Origin of the sequence: Methylorubrum podarium (genome assembly GCF_040270385.1) — a bacterium.
GTDB classification, from domain to species: domain Bacteria; phylum Pseudomonadota; class Alphaproteobacteria; order Rhizobiales; family Beijerinckiaceae; genus Methylobacterium; species Methylobacterium podarium.
This window is the reverse complement of record NZ_JBELQE010000006.1, coordinates 1-17939: the sequence shown is the minus strand read 5'-3', so window position 1 is coordinate 17939 and position 17939 is coordinate 1. Positions and strand designations below refer to the sequence as shown.

Here is a 17939-nt window from a genome sequence, read left to right as displayed (position 1 = left end):
TTGGTCGTCATTCGGGGAATGGTCCCGCGCTAAAAAAGGTGTCAGGTCCTCGGAACCTCCATGCCGCGCTTGACCGCCGGGCGCTCGCCGACCCGCTCGAGCCAAGCGTGTACGTTCGACACTGAGCCGAGCGTGTCCCTGAGCGGCTCCTTCAGGAACGACGTCGCCGCGAGGGTCCAAGCGTAGCAGGCGATGTCGGCGATGGAGTAGTCCGCGCCCGCGAGGTAGGCCCCCTCGCCGAGGCGCTTGTCCATCACACGCAGCAGCCGGTCGGCCTCGTCGGTGAACCGCTTGATGGCCAGCGGCGCCTTCTCGTCTGAGCGCACCGCGAAGAAGCCGAGTTGCCCCAGCATCGGGCCGAGGCCGCCAATCTGCCAGTGCAGCCACTCCAGCGCCTTGTAGCGGGCGGGACCGGTGGGCGCGAGGAAGCGGCCGGTCCTCTCAGCGAGGTAGGTCAGGATCGCACCGCTCTCGAACACCGAGAGCGGCCCCCCCTCCGCCTCGTCGTCCACGATGGCCGGGATCTTGTTGTTGGGCGAGACCTTCAGGAAGTCGGGGGCGAACTGCTAGTCCCTGCCGATGTTCACCGGCACGACCGTGTAGGGCAGGCCGCACTCCTCCAGCATGATCGGGATCTTGCGCCCATTCGGCGTCGACCAAGTGTACAGCGTGATCATGGCGGCTCCTCTCCGTCCGGATGGCAAAGGCGTCCCTCGGCGCATGAACTAGGGCAGCGGGCGGGAACGCCGCCATACTTCGCGCAGGGGCGTCCGGGATGGCGCCCGGCCGCCCGACGCAGCCGGGCAAGCAGGGGTGGCCGGGCACATTCACGGCGTCGATGCCGGATATGGATTGCATATGTTTGAGTAATACAGGCGGCCGGCGCATCTTCTCCTCACCAAACGACGGGACGACCCGTCCTCGACGAAGAGGAGATGAAGACGTCCAATAACAAGCAAGTCTTCGCCACCGCGCTGATCCCGACCTTCGCGGCCCTCCTCCTGGCTCGGCGCCGGTCGCCCCAATGGACGCCGGCGCCCGGTTGTCAGAGCTTGATGCCCGCCGCCGCGAGCGCGCCGTCGATGCGGTCGTCGACCTCGCGCTTCGTTGCCGCCCAGCCGGGCACCGTGGCCAGCAAGCGCTGCTGCCAGGCGACGAGGTTCGGGAACTCGTTCAGCGGGATCTTCGTCCGCTCGTTCTGGGAGAACGGCCCGGCGACGTCGAAATCGGCCAGGGTCAGCCGGTCGCCGACCATGTAGTCATGGGTCGCGAGATGGGTGTCCAGCACCGCGGCGGCGGCCCGGATCTTGCCGGCCGCCAGCTTGACGATGGCCTCGTCCGCGGGCTGGCCCATGAAGCGCTTGGCGAGCATCTCGTCGAAGGTGAGCGTCGCGAAGACCCGCCACTGCTCGCCGGACCAGAACATCCACTGCAGGATCTCGAACCGCTCGCGGGTCGTGCGGCCGGCCAGGTCGCTCCCCGCCTTCTCGGCAAGGTAGAGGTTGATCGCCGCCGACTCGTAGAGGACAAAATCGCCGTCCACCATCACGGGCGACAGCCCGTGCGGGTTCAGCTTCAGGAACGCGGGCGTGTGGCTCTCGCCCTTGAAGAGATCGATGTCCACGATCTCGATGTCGATGCCCATAGCGGCCGCGGCCGAGGTGACGCGACGCCGACTGCCGGAACCGGGATCGCCGTAGATCTTGATGGCCATGGCAAAACACTCCTTCTTTCAGGTGGTGGTCTCTCGGGTGGTGGTTTGGGCGGTCAGGCCGGGACGACGGCGCGCAGGCGGTCGAGCACCGGCAGCAGTTCGGACGGGTCGGGACGCCGGGTGTAGTCGGGGTTGACCTCGGCGTAGGCGATCACGCCGTCCGTCCCGATCACATAGCGGGCCGGCATCGGCAGCACCCAGGCCGGGTCGTCGTTGATTCTATCGAGGTCGTTGCCGAACTGCCGGTAGACCTCGACCAGGTCCTCCGGCAGCGCGAAGCGCAGGCCGAACCGGGCGGCGACGGCCGTGCCGGGGTCGCCCAGGATCGGGAAACCCAGCTTGTTGTCACGCTGTGCCTTACGGCTGTTCGCCTGCGTCTGCGGGGAGACCGCGACGAGGCTCGCACCGCGCGCCTCGATCTCCGGCCCGACCTCTTCCAGCGCCTGGAGGTCGTCGTTGCAGTAGGGGCACCAGACCCCGCGGTAGAAGGTGGCGACCAGCGGTCCCCGCGCCAGCAGCGACCGCAAGCTCACACTGTTTCCGTCCGCGTCCGTGAGCGTGAACGCGGGTGCCGTGTCGCCAGCCTTAGCGCGTCGTCCACTTGCCTGCTGTCGATCAGCGTCCGGGTGGCGCGCCGCATCGTATCGAGCTGGTCCTGAGTCGGCACCAGCGGGAAGCGTCCGTTCTCGAAGTCCTCGCGCATCGCGTCGAGCTTGTCTTGAAGCCACATCGCCGTTCTCCATCACGCCATGGCGGCGCCGTGAGCCAGGAGATAGGCCATCCGACAAAGTCGGCGTATGCTCTAATTGCGAACAACATCTATCAGAATATCGAATGAGTGACCGCTGGCAGGAAATGGCTGTGTTCGTCCGCGTGGCCGAGACCGGCAGCCTTTCACGGGCAGGGCGCGAACTGATGCTCTCGCAACCGTCCGTGTCGCGCATCGTCGGTGCGCTGGAGGCGCGGCTGGGCACGACGCTGCTGCTGCGCACCACCCGCAGCATCTCGCTGACGGAAGCCGGCAGCCTGTACCTGGAGCGCGCACGATCCCTCCTCGCGGAGGTCGAGGAGGCCGAGCAGGCGGCCCGGGGGGTCGACTCGCTGCAGGGCGTCATCCGCCTCGCGTTGCCGGTGCTCTACGGCTCACGGGCGGTCGTTCCCGCGCTCTCGGCCTTCCTGGCCCGGCATCCGGACCTCAAGGTCGAGATCACCATGAGCGATGCGCGCCAGAACCTCGTCATGGACGGGGTCGATGTCGCCATCCGCATGGGCGTCGGACCGCTGGCGGACTCCACCTTCGGAGGCCGCAGGCTCGCGGTGGTCGAGCGACTGGTCGTCGCGGCACCAGCCTATCTCTCGGCGCGCGGCACGCCCACCAACCCGGGCGAGCTCGCGCGGCACGCCTGCATCGTCCAGCACGGCCTGTTCGGTCGCGAGAGCTGGCGTTTCACGCACAACCGGACCGCCACCTCCGTCGATGTCCCCGCGAGGGTCTGGATCAACTCGGCGTCCGGGATCCTGGCCGCCGCGGTGGCGGGGCTGGGCATCGCGCTGGCGACCCGCGTAATGGCCGGGGAGGAGCTGCGGACCGGCCAGCTCGTCCAGCTGCTCGAACCCTACCGGCTCGATCCGGCCGAGGTCTACGCGGTCTTCCCAGCGGGTCCGAGGCCATCGGCAAAGGTCCGGGCCCTTGTCGAGCATCTCGGCGCATCGCTCGCCACGGGCTGACCAGCGCCGCGGAGGCCGCGAACTGAAAGGCGGGACTGTCAAGCGGGACGTTCCTTGGCAGGGGCCGCCGCCACAGGTTTGCCTCGATACATAACATGTTATATAAAGCGTCTGTGGAGGTCGACATGATCGCTGACGTTCTCGATGATCTCGGGCCGCTTTTCCTTGGCAGCCGCCTTAAGCGGCTGGCGGACCGCTTCCAGGCGGACGCCGCCAGGATCCTGCGCGACGAGGGCCTCGGGATACAGCCCGCACAGTTCCCGCTTCTCGCCGCCCTCGACCGCTACGGGCCCTTGAGCGTCAACGACGCCGCTGCCGCCCTCGGCGTCAGCCAGCCGGCGGTCACCAGGACGGCCGCGAGCCTCGTCGAACTCGGATTGGTCGAAGGGACACGGTCGGACACGGATCTGCGCCAGAAGGCACTTTCGCTCAGCCCGGCTGGTCGGGACCTGATGGCGAGCGCGAAGTCCGGCCTCTGGCCGCGCGTCCAGACAGCTGCGACGGACCTGTGCGCCGACCTATCCGGCCCTTTACTCGGCCAACTCGCAGCGCTGGAGCGCAGGCTCGACGACGTTTCTTTCGAGAGGCGGGTCCGGAGCGCCCAGGTACCGGGCGAGGTGCGGTCGGGCCTCGCGATCCGCGAGTACACGGATGACCTGGCGGTTCGTTTCCAAGAGATCAACGCCGAGTGGATAGAGGCGATGTTCTCACTGGAGGATAACGACCGCCGGATCCTCTCCGACCCGCGCGGCGAGATCCTGGACCGAGGTGGCCTCATCCTCTTCGTGGAGGCGGAAGACCTCGGTATCGTCGGCACTTGCGCGCTGATGAGGACGGACGAGGGCTGCTTCGAGTTGACCAAGATGGCGGTGTCCGAGCGGGCCCGGGGTCGCAAGGCCGGGGAGCATCTCCTGCGCGCGGCGCTGGCCCGTGTTCATGCGATGGGTGTCGGGACGCTCTACCTGCTGACCAACACCAAGTGCGAAGCCGCCGTGCACCTGTACGAGAAGGTCGGGTTCCGGCATGACGCCGAGATCATGGAGCGGTTCGGCCGACGCTACGCCCGTTGCAACGTGGCCATGCGCTTTCCTCTGTGACGTTGCCGCCCCAGGAGCACCCGCGGCCGGTTCAGCCTCCAAGGCGAGAAGCGAAGGGGCGGGTGGCGGTTGGTCCACATGAAGCCGCACGAAGAGGAGCGACAGCCGTCCTGGCTGCTGATCAAGGGGAAGGAAGCAGCGGCCCGGCCGCGATCGGCACCGGACGTGCTGATCGAGCAGCCGCTCTCCGTCATCTCAGGCCTCGGCATTGAGGAGCTTGCGGCCGATGCATGATTGCACACCTGTCCCGAGCGGTGGACCTCGACTTTGGAATCGACACACCGCTCTCACCCGTGAGGCGCCGCGTGCTCGCGCGTGTGCCGGCAGCCGGAACGAGGGACCTCAATGGCCGAACGTCTCGAAGCGACCGTAGCCCGCTCCGCCGCCAAGCTCGTAGAACTCGGCGCCGGCCGTGGCACGAGCGTCGCGCTGGACTACTCCCAGGCCAGCCTGACGACCCTGGAGGAGATGGCGGAGGAGGCCGCTTGCTGGGCCGCGACGCTCACGCCCGGGCAGATCGACGGGCTCGTGCAGCAGGCCGGCTGCTACCTGTTGGAGGTCGGGCGGAGGGAGTTCGGCGGAGAGTACCGCTGGCACGAGGAGCGGGACCAGCCCGTCCTCGTCGTGGGCGAGCCGGACTTTCACGTCGCCCTGATGACCTGGGACAAGGTGAGGAGCCGCTTGGCCGGGGATCGCGCCGACGACCTCCGCTTCTTCTACGACGGTTTCGCAGAGCGGGTCCGTCAAGCCGGCCCGGGGACGCGTGCGCTCTACGTCTGACCGCCGGCAGCCTCATCAACGGCAGCTGTCGGGTCAAAAGCGACCACTCCAGTGGTTTTGACCGAAGGTCTGTTGGTGGCGAATTGCGTTGAAAAACTCGGGACCGGATCGAAGCAGCACTGCGGACCCAATCAGACGTAGAATTTCCTGCCATAACGTCGACCTGACCCCGCTGCGGCAGTAGGATCTGGCCGCCATCGAGAGACGAACTTTCTCCGGGGTGTCGCCTTGGATCACGCCAAAGATGTTGTTTCTAAGTTTTTCAACAATATCGGCGCTATGCGGACCTGCCGCCAATCCTTGCCGGTCGTAGAATGCTTCGGACGCAGCGTTGACCAGGGTCCACTCTGATGGTCCATTCCCCAGATCCGATACCGCTCAAGACGGGTGATCGAGGGCCTAACCCCTTGATGTCGTAGCCTTTCGGTTTTGGCTGAGCATCCTGGCACCCCAGCCATAGCCGGCATTTTCCTACCTACTCAATCGTCCACCTGCACAAAAAAAGCGTGATCAGCCCGCTTGGGCAAAGCTGTATCGTCTGAGAAAACCCTAGCAAGACCAATACCCTGCGTCGGACAGCCCTTCCGCCAGATTTTTTGGGCTCAAGTGCCCGTCATAGCCGTCATATCGAACTTCATCGATAATGGCCGCCCTCCGTGTGACCCACATCGTTCCAGCGGCTCGAGGCACATCGCGCTGAACCTGATCGGACGATCGTCGCGGCGGCCGACCTTGGTGCCGCCGCACAGAGTTCGTGAGATCCGACGCCTGAAGGCTGTTTTGGACCGGCCGGCCGGGTGGCGCAGAGGATGGGCGTGGGTCTGATCCGGAACGCCGACCCGTCCGACGACGATTGGGCGCTGGTCGCCCCATATCCGACGCCGGGAAGCGAGGGTGAGGGCCGGGGCGCATCCGTCGCGAGAGCGTCCAACGTGGTGCGGCGACCGGCGCGCCTGAACCCTGCGCCCCAGCGTCATGCCATGGAAAAGAAAGAGGCGATTCTCTCGCGCGGCGCCCTCGGGCAGACGACCTTCCGGATCTTCGTCGGCACGGGCGCGACGCATTTCGCCAATTGAAGGAACGCCTCGTAAGCCACCCGCAAGTTGCTCGGGCTCGGATCGACCTCGGCTTGCACGAGCGCTCCGGCAGCCGACTTCCAGAGGCCTGATTGCGGCCCGCGAATAGCTTCTTCCAAGCCGTGGCGGTGCAGAGAATAAAGCGCCTCAGGCACATCCTCGACTAGTTTGACACCGAAATCGGGCCGCCGAGGATCGAGCCAAACAACAACGGCGCTGGGGAACGGTAACGAGTCCATACAGTAGGCTCCTGAAGATTTTCATACAGAGCCAATAGCCTCCGATCGCTCCGAGTTTCTATTCAATTCGATCGCTCGCGTATTGCGGTTAATATTTAGTAACTATGTCGCCGAAAATATTAAAAGTTGTACAGCTGTCGTCAGCACTCATCGACATGTTGCGCGGCGGCTCTCGGGTCGCGTCTCCCGCAGCGCGCGTTCGGTGCGCGCAAGCCCCCCGAAACCGGCCGCCTTCCCGTCCCGGAAGCGTCCGACACCGACCAGGAACCCCGTTCGCCCCGGCGGGCCCCCGCAGCCGCCGCACCGCCCTCGGTGCGGGGCCGAGGTGAGGAAAGCTCAGACCTGCCCCGGATGAGATCCGCATGGTGGCACTGCTCGCGGCGCGCGCGCCCTGGCGCGCGCATCCGCAGTCGCGAAGGGATCGAGGCAGCCTTCGGTTCACGTCGATCCCGACCCCACCGAACGTCGCGCAGGATCCGCAAAGGAGAAAACAGGGCTGGACCGAGCCTCCCTCTCGACGTCCGCCCTCCGGCATGTTTGCTGAGGAGACCGGCCAGCACGAGCCGGGCAGGGAGCGAACATGCGCAACGGTTGGGTTGTGGTCGGCGCACTTGGCTGCGCCCTCGGCGCGACGCCGGCTCAGGCGGGCATCACCGGCATCGAGATCGCCAGCGTCGAACCTTTCGCCGATGGCGCGGAGTTCGGCGCAGCGGGCAGCTACGAGCGTGTCGTCGGCACGGCCCGTGGTGAGCTGGACCCGGCCGATCCCGCGAATGCCGGCATCGTCGATATCGCGCTGGCGCCCCGCAACGCCCGCGGCATGGTCGAGTACAAGACCGACCTGTTCATCCTGCGGCCCAAGGATCCGGCGCGCGGCAGCGGAACGCTGCTGTTCGAGGTGCTGAACCGCGGCCGCAAGTTCCTCTTCAACTGGGTTCTCGACGCGCCGGCCCAAGCGGTACAGGCCGTCAACGATCCGAGGACGGCCACCGATGCCGGGACCGGCCTCGTCCTGCGCCGGGGCTACACCATCGTCTGGTCCGGCTGGGAGGCCGACGCCCTGCGCCAACAGGGCGGCATGGCCATCGACGTGCCGGTCGCCACCCGCGGCGGCAAGCCGATCGTCGAGGTCGTGCGCGATGAGCTCGTCAGCGCGACCCGCGGCCCGCCGGAGGCGCCCTTCTACCTGACCTTCAAGACGGCCGGCCCGGACAAGGCGAGCGCGCAGCTGACCGTGCGGCGCCGGGAGGCCGACCCGCCGCGGCCGGTCCCGCCCGGCGCTTGGCACTACGCCACGCCGCGTCAGATCGAGCTCCTGCCGAAGGGCACCAAGCCGCTGCCCGGCTCGCTCTACGAATTCACCTACCGAGCCACCGAGCCGAAGGTTCTCGGAATCGGCTTTGCCGCCACGCGGGACGTGGTGGCCTATCTGCGCAGCGAGGGCGGGACGGCCAACCCGGCCGGCGGCGCGATCCGGCACACCCTCGCGCTCGGCATCTCGCAGAGCGGGCGCTATCTCCGCGACTTCATCCAACAGGGGTTCAACCGCGACGAAGGCGGCAAGCGGGTCTTCGACGGGATGCTGTCCCACATCGCGGGCGTGGGCGGGGTGTTCCTCAACGCCCGCTTCGCCCAGCCCTCGCGAACCAACACGCAGCACGAAGACCATCTCTATCCGGAGAACACCTTCCCGTTCTCGGCCGCCGGCCAACACGATCCGATCACCGGGCGGACGGGCAGCATCCTGCGGGACGATGGGTTCGATCCTCTCCTGATCGAAGCGAACACCGGCACGGAGTATTGGCAGAAGGGCGCCTCCCTCCTGACCACGGATCCGGTCGGCCGCACCGATGTGCCGCTGCCCGACACGGCGCGCGCCTACCTGGTGTCGAGCGGCTTCCACTACGGGCGCGCCGGCCTGACCTCGAGCAAGGGACCCTGCGCGAACCCGCGCAGCACCCTCAACCCGGCCCCGGCGGTTCGCGCGCTTCTCGTCGCGCTGGAGGAGTGGGTGAAGGACGGCAAGGCCCCACCGGAGAGCCGTGTTCCCCGCCTGTCCGACGGGACCTTGGTCGAGGCGGCGGAGATCGGGTTTCCGTTCATGGTCGGCGTGCCCGTTCCGACGGCGCCGAATGCGATCGCCCGGTTCAGCACCTACGTGGATCCCCGCCCGGAAAGCGGGCCGCAATATCGCCCGCTGGTCCCGCGCGTCGATACGGACGGCAACGAGGTGGCCGGCATCCGCTTGCCGGCGGTCGCGGCCCCGCGGGCGACCTTCACCGGTTGGAACCTGTATGCCGATCCATTCCCCGCCGGCGCGTTGTGTGATCGCGAGGGCAGCCAGATACCGTTTTCGCGCACGCGTGCCGAACGGGACGCGGCCGGCGACCCCCGTCCATCCCTCGAGGAGCGGTATCAGGATACGGGTGCCTACGTCGCGGCCGTGACGAAATCCGTCGATGCCCTCGTGTCGGAGCGACTGCTCCTGCGGGAGGACGGCGAGCGCATGATCGCGGCCGCGCGACAGGAAGCGCCGTAGCGGGCGGCGCTCCGGGCGTGCCGGCGGCCCTGCGCAGGCCGGGCGGCATCGATCGGCAGGCCGGCCCGGATGCGCGGGTGGGCCCGCGGCCGTCACGCCCGGTCCGAGAGCCCCCTCGGGCCGCCCACGACCTTCGCGCGGTCGACGCCGGGGGAGGGGGCCGCCGGAACGCCTGACACCCCTGAACACCCCAGAACGGAGGAAGCGCCCGCGCGGGGTCCCGGGCCGCAACCGCTCCGGAGCCGCCGGCCGGCGGGCACGAAGGCCATTGACGATAGATGACGACCATAATAGATGATGGTCATCATTTCGAAAGCCGTCGATCGGCCTAGGGGGAACCGGCTATGGATGCGCGATGGGTGATCGGTTTGACCGGCTTGGTCCTGGCAGCCTGCTCGCCGGCCGAGACCGCCGTGAACCCGGAGCCGCCCCTGGTCCAGATCGCCGAGGTCGCCCCCGGGGTCGGCGGGGTCTCGCGCTACACCGGCGTGATCCGAGCCCGCACCGAGAGCAATCTCGGCTTCCGCGTCGGCGGCAAGATCTTCGAGCGTCTCGTCGATCCGGGGGACCGCGTGCGTCTCGGCCAACCGCTGATGCGCCTCGACCGCACCGACTTCACCCTCGCCCTGAACGCCGCGCGCGCATCCGTCGAGGCGGCGCGGGCGCAGATGATCAAGGCCAGGGCCGACGAGGAGCGCAGCCGCAAGCTGGTGGGCGACGGCTGGACGTCCCGGCAGACCTACGACCAGAACAAGGCCGCGGCCGATGCGGCCATCGCCCAGTTCGCCAATGCCGAGGCCCAGGCCAGCCAGATCGAGAATCAGGCCAGCTATTCGGAGCTCAAGGCCGATGCCGACGGCGTGGTGATGGAGGTGCCCTCCTATCCCGGGGAAGTGGTCGCCGCCGGCCAGACCGTGGTCAAGCTGGCGCGTGACGGCGCGCGCGAGGCGGAGATCTTCCTGCCCGAAGCGAGCCGAGGTCTGGCGAAGGGCGAGGCCACGGCGACGCTCTATGCCGAGGGCGAGACGACCTTTCCGGCCCGCCTGCGCGAATTGTCGGCCATCGCCGATCCGGCCACCCGCACCTACCGCGCCCGCTATATCCTGTCGGGCGGCGGCGAGACCGCGCCGCTCGGCGCCACCGTGACCCTGCGGCTCAAGTCCCGGGACCCGTCTCGTCCCGCCCCGGTCGAGGTGCCCTTGGCGGCCCTGTTCGACCAGGGGCGCGGCCCCTCGGTCTGGCGCTTCGACGCCGCCACCGGGACGGTGACGCCGCAAGCCGTGCGGGTCGCCCGCATGGGCGAGGAACGCGCCGAGGTCGTCGCCGGCCTCGATCCGGGCGACCGGATCGTGGCCCTGGGGGCCCATCTCCTGAAGGCCGACCAGAAGGTGCGTCAGGCGCCCTCCAGCATGACGGGGGTGGGGCGATGAGCGGCTTCAACCTCTCGGCCCTGGCGGTCCGCGAGCGGGCCGTCACGCTCTTCCTGCTCATCGCGCTCACCGGCGCGGGCGTCTTCGCCTTCCAGAAGCTCGGACGTGCCGAGGACCCGGCCTTCACCGTCAAGGTCATGACGGTCTCCGCCGCCTGGCCGGGCGCGACCGCCGAGGAGATGCAGCGCCAGGTCGCCGACCCGCTGGAGAAGCGGCTGCAGGAACTCGTCTACTACGACCGGACCGAAACGACGGTCCGGCCCGGCCTGATGACGACCAAGGTCATCTTCAAGGACAACATGCCGCCGTCGAAGCTCCCGTCGGAGTTCTACCAGGCCCGCAAGAAGCTCTCCGACCAAGCCGCCAGCCTGCCGCGCGGCGTGCTCGGGCCGCTGTTCAACGACGAGTTCTCGGACATCTACTTCGCCCTCTACGCGGTGCAGGCCAGGGGCCTGCCGCATCGCCAGCTGGTCCTGCGCGCCGAGGACCTGCGCCAGCGCCTGCTGCGGGTGCCGGGCGTCGAGAAGATCAACATCCTCGGCGAGCAGGCCCAGAAGATCTTCGTCGAGATCTCCTATCAGCGCCTCGCCACCCTCGGCATCAACGGCCAGCAGCTCCTGGCCGCGCTGGCCAACCAGAACGACGTGACGCCCGCGGGCTTCGTCGAGGCCGCCGGACCGCGCGTCTACCTGCGCCTGGACGGGGCCATCGACAGCCTGGACGCGATCCGCAACCTGCCCGTGGCGGCCGGCGACCGCAGCCTCAAGCTGGGCGACATCGCCGAGGTCAGGCGCGGCTACGAGGACCCCAGGACCTTCGAGATCCGCAACGACGGCGAGCCGGCCCTGATGCTCGGCCTCGTGATGAAGCCGGGCTTCAACGGCCTCACCCTCGGCCAGGCGCTGAACGCCGAGGAAATCGCCATCCACCACGAGACGCCCGCCGGCATCACGTTCACCAAGATCACCGATCAGGCGAAGGTCATCGACGACGCCATCCACGAGTTCATGGTGAAGTTCTTCACCGCCCTCGGCGTGGTGATCTTCGTCAGCCTCGTCGCGCTCGGCTTCCGCGTCGGCATCGTGGTGGCGCTCGCCGTGCCGCTGACGCTCTCGGCGGTGTTCGTGGTGATGATGCTCACCGGCCGCGACTTCGACCGCATCACGCTGGGCGCCCTGATCATTTCGCTCGGGCTCCTGGTCGACGACGCCATCATCGCCATCGAGATGATGGTGGTGCGCATGGAGGAGGGCTACGACCGGATCGAGGCGGCGACCTATGCCTGGAGCTCGACCGCCGCGCCGATGCTGACCGGCACGCTGGTCACCATCGCGGGCTTCCTGCCCGTGGGCTTCGCCGCCTCGACGGCCGGCGAGTACGCCGGCAACATCTTCTGGGTGGTTTCCTTCTCGCTCATCGTCTCGTGGATCGTGGCGGTGACGTTCACGCCCTATCTCGGGGTGAAGTTGCTGCCCAACATCAGACGGGTCGAGGGCGGACACGACGCCATCTACGCCACGAAGAATTACGAGCGCCTGCGGCGCGTCGTGCGGATGTCCGTCGATCACAAGTGGCTGGCGGCCGGCATCACGGTCGGCTTGTTCGCCGCCGCGGTGGTCGCCATGGGCCGTGTCGAGCAGCAGTTCTTCCCGAACTCGGAGCGACCCGAACTCATCGTCGAGGTCACCCTTCCGGCGGGCTCGGCCTTCGCCACCACCGAGACCAGCGTCAAGGCGATCGAGGCGGCGGTGCGGGCGCTGCCCGAGGCACGGGAGATCACGAGCTACATAGGCCAGGGCATGCCGCGCTTCGTGCTCTCGTTCGATCCCGAGTTGCCCGATCCGGCCTTCGCCCAGATCGTGGTCCAGACCGCCGACGCCCATGCCCGCGACGCGTTGCGCGTGAAGGTGCGTCAGCTCGTGGACGAGGGTCGCTTCCCCGAGGCGCGGGTGCGGGTGCTGCAGATCGTGTTCGGGCCGCCGGTGCGCTTCCCGGTCGCCTTCCGCGTGGTCGGGCCGGATCTCGACGTCATCCGCGGCATCGCGGCGGAGGTGGCCGAGGCGATGGCCTCCAACCCCAACATGCGCATGGTCCATCTCGACTGGGGCAACAAAACCCCGAACCTGCGCCTCGCCCTCGACCAGGAGCGCCTGCGCCTGATCGGCCTGACGCCGAAGGAGGCCGGCCAGCAGCTGCAGAACTACCTCAACGGCACGCCCGCGACCCAGGTGCGCGAGAACCTGCGCTCCGTCGACGTGCTGCTGCGCAGCCCCGGCCCCGAGCGGCGCTCGCTCGGCGACATCGGCGACCTGACGCTGGCGACCAAGGACGGGCGGCAGGTGCCGGTCTCGCAGGTCGCCCGGCTCGAGAGCCGCTCCGAGGACGCGGTCCTGAAGCGCTACAACCGCGAGACCTATATCCGCGTCCAGGGCGACGTCCTGGACGGCAAGCAGCCGCCGGACATCCACGCCCAGGTCTTCCCGCTGCTCGACCCGATCAAGGCGAAGCTGCCGCCGGGCTACCGCATCGACACGGCCGGCTCGGTCGAGGAGAGCTTGAAGGCGCAAAGGTCGCTGGCGGCGGTGTTCCCGCTGATGCTGTTCGTGACGCTGACGGTCATCATGATCCAGGTCCGGTCGTTCTCCGCCATGTTCATGGTGTTCGCGACCGCCCCGCTCGGCCTCGTCGGGGCCGCGCCGACCCTGCTGATCTTCCAGCAGCCCTTCGGCTTCAACGCGATCCTCGGCCTGATCGCGCTGTCGGGCATCCTTATGCGCAACACGCTGATCCTGGTGGACCAGATCCATCACGATCAGGCGGCGGGTCTGTCCGACTACGACGCCATCGTCGAATCCACCGTGCGGCGGGCCCGTCCGGTCATCCTGACGGCGGCGGCCGCGATGCTGGCCTTCATCCCGCTCACCCACTCGGTGTTCTGGGGGGCGCTGGCCTACGTGCTGATCGGCGGCGTGGGCGTCGGCACCCTGCTGACGCTGCTGTTCCTTCCTGCCCTCTACGCGCTCTGGTTCCGGGTGGCGCGGGAGCCGCGGGGGAAGGAGGCCGCCTCCGGGCTCCACGCCGTGCCGATGCCGGCCAAACCCTGACACGGGACGCCCCCTCGACGCCCCGCCTGCGGGGCCGACCGGGATCGCGCGTTCGTCCTCCGAACGTGCGATGCGTCGACCGGCCTGCGCCTCCTGCCCACCTCGCGCAGGCCGGTCGATCCGCTCTCCTCACGCCATCGAACCGTCGGAGCTCGCCCCACCGGTCGTCCTTCAATACATGACTTGATACATCTATATGATCATCCGCAACGGCGAAGGATGGTAGGATGCCCAGGGTCTCGCAGGAGCAAGCCAAGCTGAACCGCCAGCGCGTCGTCGAGGTCGCCTCCTCCCTGTTCCGGGAGCGCGGCCTTCACGGGATCGGCGTCGTGGACATCATGGCGGCCGCCGGCCTGACCCACGGCGGCTTCTACGGTCAATTCGCCAACAAGGACGCCCTCGCGGCCGAGGCTTTCGATGCCGCGATCGGCGCCGAGTACCGAGCGAACCTGGACGCCTTCATCGAGAACTATCTCTCCCTCGGACATGTCCGGACGCCCGGGCGGGGCTGTCCCGTCGCCGCCCTGGTGAACGACGTCGGTCGGGAGCCTTCCGGAAGCGCCCTGCGGTCGCGGTTCACCCATGCGGTCAAGGGTCTCGCCGGCCTCATCGCGGACAGGCTGCCCAAGAGCTCGAAGGAGCGGCGCCGGCAGCGCGCCCTCGTGGCGCTGTCGACCATGGTCGGGGCGGTGGTGCTGGCGCGGGGTGTCGACGACGAGGCCTTGGCCGACGAACTGCTCGAGGCGGCGCGCACCACCGTCCCTGGCTCGGCCGGCCCGGGATAGCGCTCTCAGAACTCGATTGCCCCTCGCGAGGCGAAATCCTTAGGGATCGACCCCGCACGGTTGAATGAACTGTGATCACACTTTCAATGACGTCGATTCCGGGCGGATGAGGCGGCCGTGGGGCCACTGCCATCTATTCGACGGTCGCCCAGGGCGGCGTGTCGTGGAATATCCGGCGCCAGGGTTCGCCCGGTCGGACACGTCCTACGCGGCGGCCTTCTGATCGGTCAGAAAGGCGAGGAAGTCTGGGGACGGCAGCGGGCGGCTGACATGGTAGCCCTGCACCTGGCTGCACTGTTCCGACGCCACGAACGCGTACTGCTCGGCCGTCTCGACGCCTTCGACCGTGGTCGCCATGCCGAGGCACGAGCCCATGGTGATGATGGCCCGCACGATGGCCGCGCTCTCGGGATCGGCGGGAAGCTGGCGCACGAAGGAGCGGTCGACCTTGATCTTGTCGAAGGGGAACCGGCGCAGGTAGCTCAACGACGAGTAGCCGGTGCCGAAATCGTCCATGGAGAGGCCGACGCCGGCGGATTTGAGCCGGGACAGCATCATCAGGGTCCGCTCCTCGTCGTCGAGCATGACCCCCTCCGTGATCTCGAGTTCGAGGCGATGGGCGGGCAGCCCCGTCGCCCGGAGGATGTCCTCGATCGTCTCGGGCAGCCGGTCGTCGCGGAACTGGACCGGCGAGAGGTTGACCGCGACCTTGATCGCGGCCGGCCAGCGCATCGCTTCCGAACAGGCGGTGTGCAGCACCCAAGCCCCGAGCGGCATGATGAGGCCGGTCTCTTCGGCGAGCGGAATGAAGTCGGCCGGCGACACGAGCCCGCGGCGCGGATGGCGCCAGCGGATCAGGGCCTCCGCCGCCGTCACCTCACCGGAATGTGCATCGACCAGAGGCTGGTAGTGCAACTCGAACTCGCCGGCCCTCACGGCACAGCGCAATTCGGTTTCGAGAGACCGGCGCGCCTCGACCCGCTCGGCCAGGGCAGCGTCGAAGACCCTGAACCGCGCCTTGCCCTCCGCCTTGGCTTGGTAGAGCGCGAGGTCGGCATTGCGCAGGAGTTGATCCGGATCGGTGCCATCCCGCGGCGCCAGGGCGACGCCGACGCTGGCTCCGACGTGGACGAGTTGCCCGTCGAGCAGGAAGGGACGGTCCATCGCCTCGACGATGCACGCGGCCAGGCGCTGCGGTCCGCCGTCCTCGAGGCCGGGGGCGAGGACGGCGAACTCATCGCCGCCCAGACGCCCGGCGACATCGTCGGCGGAGAGGACCGACCGCAGCCGTTCCGCGACCTTGCGGAGCAGGGCGTCGCCCATGGCGTGGCCGAAGACGTCGTTGACGAACTTGAACCGGTCCAGATCGAGCATGAGCACGGAAAAGCCGCGCCCGTTCTCCCGCAGCACGACCGCGTGATGGGCCAGGACGTCGCCGAGGCGGGCCCGGTTCGGTATCCCGGTGAGCGCATCCGTGAAGGCAAGCCTCCGGATCCGCGCCTCGGTGCGGAGCCGCTCGCGTTGGTCGCGGATCGCGACGACGGTCTGGGGCCTGCGGCCGAGCGACACCTCCTTGCGCAGCACGCGCACGGGTAGGGTCTGGCCATCGGCGGCGGTCAGCTCGGTATCCCGCTCCTCCTGTTCCGGCAGATCGGCGAGAGCGAGTCCCGGCAGCAAGGTTGACAGGCTGCGGCCGGTCAGTTCGGCCTGCGTCAAGCCGGAGAGGCGCTCCAGGCTGGAATTGGCGGTGGCGATCACGTCGCCGTCGCAGACCGCGAGGCCCTCCAGAGCGATGTTGGCGAGGTCCTGCAGGCGCCGTTGCTCCTGTCGCGCTTGCGCCCGCGCATGCATGGTCAGGCGCAAGCCGACGAAGGCGAGGATGAGCAGTCCGAACGAGACGCCCGAGATGATCGGCGCGATCGTCGCGGGCGCGACGGCGGATGCCGGGAGCGCGACCGTGGGATCGTAGGTGAGGACCACGGCCGCCATGCCCCCGACGTGCAGCACGACGATGGCGACGAGCAGCAGCGGAGCGCCCAGTTGGCGCAGATGGCGGCTGCGTTCGCCCGCGAACATCAGCGCGAGGCCGAACAGGCCGAGTCCGATCACGCCGGACCCGGCAACGAGGGACATGTCCCACGCGACGTGCCCCGTCACCCGGTAGGAGGCTTGGCCGATATAGTGCAGCGCTGTGATGCCGAATCCGAGGATCACCCCCGCCGCGAAGCGCCTGGAACGGTGCCGACGGCCGACGACGAGCGCCATGCCGAGGCCGATCCCGGCAATCGCGACCAACAGCGACAGAGCCGTCAGGATCGGTTCGAAGCCCGCCGCCATCCCGGGCTCGAACGCGAGGAGGGCGATCATATGGGTCGCCCACGCCGTGCATCCGGCGGCGACGATGCTGATGCCGGCCCAGTTGCGGCGTGCCGCCCCCTCGGACCGGCCGGCTTGAGCGGCTACGGCAAAGGAGGCGTAGATTCCGACAATGCAGACAAATCCAGCGAGAGTTATCAATTGAACATTATGTGCTTGCACAACACATGTTAGTATTGACTGCATCTCGACCTCCGCGGGAGATCATTGCAGACTGAATCTTAATGGAAAGAACGTTTTGGCAGGAAAATCCTCGCAGATCCGGGCACGAAATGCCGCAGGTCAGCCGAAGGAGTTGCGATGGCCTTTTTTCCAGGTTCTGAACAGCAACTGCCGATAGCGTGCAAGAATTCGTGCTTTTTCTCGAGCCCGCGGCCTGGATCGGCAGCGATCCGATGAAAAGCGCATCATCATCGTGTGCCGTCGAGGTCTCGAGGCAGCCACGCTCCGCCCGATTGCGACGAACGCCGGCGCAGCATCGGGCTCCTGCGCGCTCGCAAGCGGGCCGGCCCTGTCCTGGGTTGACTGAACAGCGAGCGGTCCGGTCGGAAAGCCCATCATCGCGCCCGTAGGCCGGCACTCGCGTGGACGAGCGCCCTCGGATACGGCGGGCCGATCTCTACGATAGATTTGCTGATTTCGGCCGGCCTGCACTCCAGAAATTTCGGTATCGATCGCAATTTTCTGCCGGCAATACAATATACATTTGCCGCACAGCGGACCGCGCCGCGTGCGAACTCCTGCCCCAAAGCAGACTGCCAGCGCGTCCGATTCCAGACCGTTCCGTTGACGGGAGCAGCGGATACCGCGGGGTAGGGCCGCAGGCAGTCGTGCCGCCTCCGGCTTCCAGCGTCGAGGACCGGGCGTTCGTCGAGGCTCAGGCCTCCTTGAAGCCGTATTCCGGCACGCCCTCGTCGTTGCCGTAGTACTTGTAGGGCAGGAACTTGCCCGACATGGCGAGCTTCACCCGGTCGCCCTTGTTGTTGGGCTCGCGCTCCATCGTCATGTTGAAGTCGATCGCCGACATGATGCCGTCGCCGAACTCCTCCTGGATCAGCTCCTTCCAGGTGG

Annotated in this window: 14 protein-coding genes and 1 pseudogene; 8 read left to right on the top strand and 7 right to left on the bottom strand. The window is 67.9% G+C overall.

What is annotated here, in order from left to right; translation table 11 throughout:
- Positions 1-41: 41 nt before the first annotated feature.
- From ABS772_RS00350 to ABS772_RS00335, 4 genes and pseudogenes are all read right to left on the bottom strand, one after another.
- Positions 42-677 (bottom strand): annotated as a pseudogene (locus tag ABS772_RS00350) (glutathione S-transferase family protein).
- A 368-nt stretch (positions 678-1045) separates the two neighbouring features.
- Positions 1046-1714, bottom strand: coding sequence for a glutathione S-transferase family protein (locus tag ABS772_RS00345; RefSeq protein ID WP_350391622.1), 669 nt, complete (start codon positions 1712-1714; stop codon positions 1046-1048).
- 53 nt (positions 1715-1767) lie between these two features.
- The gene (locus ABS772_RS00340; RefSeq protein ID WP_350391621.1) at positions 1768-2247 is read right to left on the bottom strand and encodes a peroxiredoxin-like family protein; all 480 of its coding nucleotides are present in this window, start codon (positions 2245-2247) and stop codon (positions 1768-1770) included.
- Entirely contained in the window at positions 2244-2444 is a 201-nt protein-coding gene (locus ABS772_RS00335; protein WP_350391620.1) for a hypothetical protein, read from the bottom strand. The genes ABS772_RS00340 and ABS772_RS00335 overlap by 4 nt, the downstream gene beginning before the upstream one ends.
- 104 nt (positions 2445-2548) lie before the next feature.
- Here ABS772_RS00335 and ABS772_RS00330 point away from each other — a divergent pair, with 104 nt between their 5' ends.
- The 4 genes from ABS772_RS00330 (at position 2549) to ABS772_RS00315 (ending at position 5319) form a co-directional block, all read left to right on the top strand.
- Positions 2549-3442: a LysR family transcriptional regulator gene (locus ABS772_RS00330; protein ID WP_350391619.1), complete on the top strand. Its 894-nt coding sequence runs from the start codon at positions 2549-2551 to the stop codon at positions 3440-3442.
- Between the two features lie 125 nt (positions 3443-3567).
- A complete protein-coding gene (locus ABS772_RS00325; protein WP_350391618.1) occupies positions 3568-4539 on the top strand; it encodes a bifunctional helix-turn-helix transcriptional regulator/GNAT family N-acetyltransferase in 972 nt (323 codons plus the stop codon).
- A gap of 78 nt (positions 4540-4617) precedes the next feature.
- Positions 4618-4773: a hypothetical protein gene (locus ABS772_RS00320; RefSeq protein WP_350391617.1), complete on the top strand. Its 156-nt coding sequence runs from the start codon at positions 4618-4620 to the stop codon at positions 4771-4773.
- 111 nt (positions 4774-4884) lie between these two features.
- The gene (locus ABS772_RS00315) at positions 4885-5319 is read left to right on the top strand and encodes a hypothetical protein (RefSeq protein WP_350391616.1); all 435 of its coding nucleotides are present in this window, start codon (positions 4885-4887) and stop codon (positions 5317-5319) included.
- A gap of 973 nt (positions 5320-6292) precedes the next feature.
- Here ABS772_RS00315 and ABS772_RS00310 read toward each other — a convergent pair.
- On the bottom strand, positions 6293-6634 hold the full coding sequence (locus ABS772_RS00310) for a hypothetical protein (protein ID WP_350391615.1): 342 nt from the start codon (positions 6632-6634) through the stop codon (positions 6293-6295).
- A gap of 580 nt (positions 6635-7214) precedes the next feature.
- Between ABS772_RS00310 and ABS772_RS00305 the strand changes: the two genes are divergently transcribed.
- From ABS772_RS00305 to ABS772_RS00290, 4 genes are all read left to right on the top strand, one after another.
- The gene (locus ABS772_RS00305; RefSeq protein WP_350391614.1) at positions 7215-9173 is read left to right on the top strand and encodes an alpha/beta hydrolase domain-containing protein; all 1959 of its coding nucleotides are present in this window, start codon (positions 7215-7217) and stop codon (positions 9171-9173) included.
- A gap of 344 nt (positions 9174-9517) precedes the next feature.
- Entirely contained in the window at positions 9518-10603 is a 1086-nt protein-coding gene (locus ABS772_RS00300; protein WP_350391613.1) for an efflux RND transporter periplasmic adaptor subunit, read from the top strand.
- Positions 10600-13707, top strand: a complete 3108-nt coding sequence (locus ABS772_RS00295) for an efflux RND transporter permease subunit (RefSeq protein WP_350391612.1) — start codon at positions 10600-10602, stop codon at positions 13705-13707. The genes ABS772_RS00300 and ABS772_RS00295 overlap by 4 nt, the downstream gene beginning before the upstream one ends.
- Positions 13708-13934: 227 nt before the next feature.
- Entirely contained in the window at positions 13935-14492 is a 558-nt protein-coding gene (locus ABS772_RS00290; RefSeq protein ID WP_350391611.1) for a TetR family transcriptional regulator, read from the top strand.
- Positions 14493-14696: 204 nt separating this feature from the next.
- Here the strand turns inward: ABS772_RS00290 and ABS772_RS00285 are convergent, their stop codons facing one another.
- Both ABS772_RS00285 and ABS772_RS00280 read right to left on the bottom strand, forming a co-directional pair.
- Positions 14697-17054, bottom strand: a complete 2358-nt coding sequence (locus ABS772_RS00285) for a bifunctional diguanylate cyclase/phosphodiesterase (RefSeq protein ID WP_350391610.1) — start codon at positions 17052-17054, stop codon at positions 14697-14699.
- 691 nt (positions 17055-17745) lie between these two features.
- The coding region (locus tag ABS772_RS00280; RefSeq protein ID WP_456238260.1) for a cyanase at positions 17746-17939 on the bottom strand (194 nt) is incomplete at its 5' end.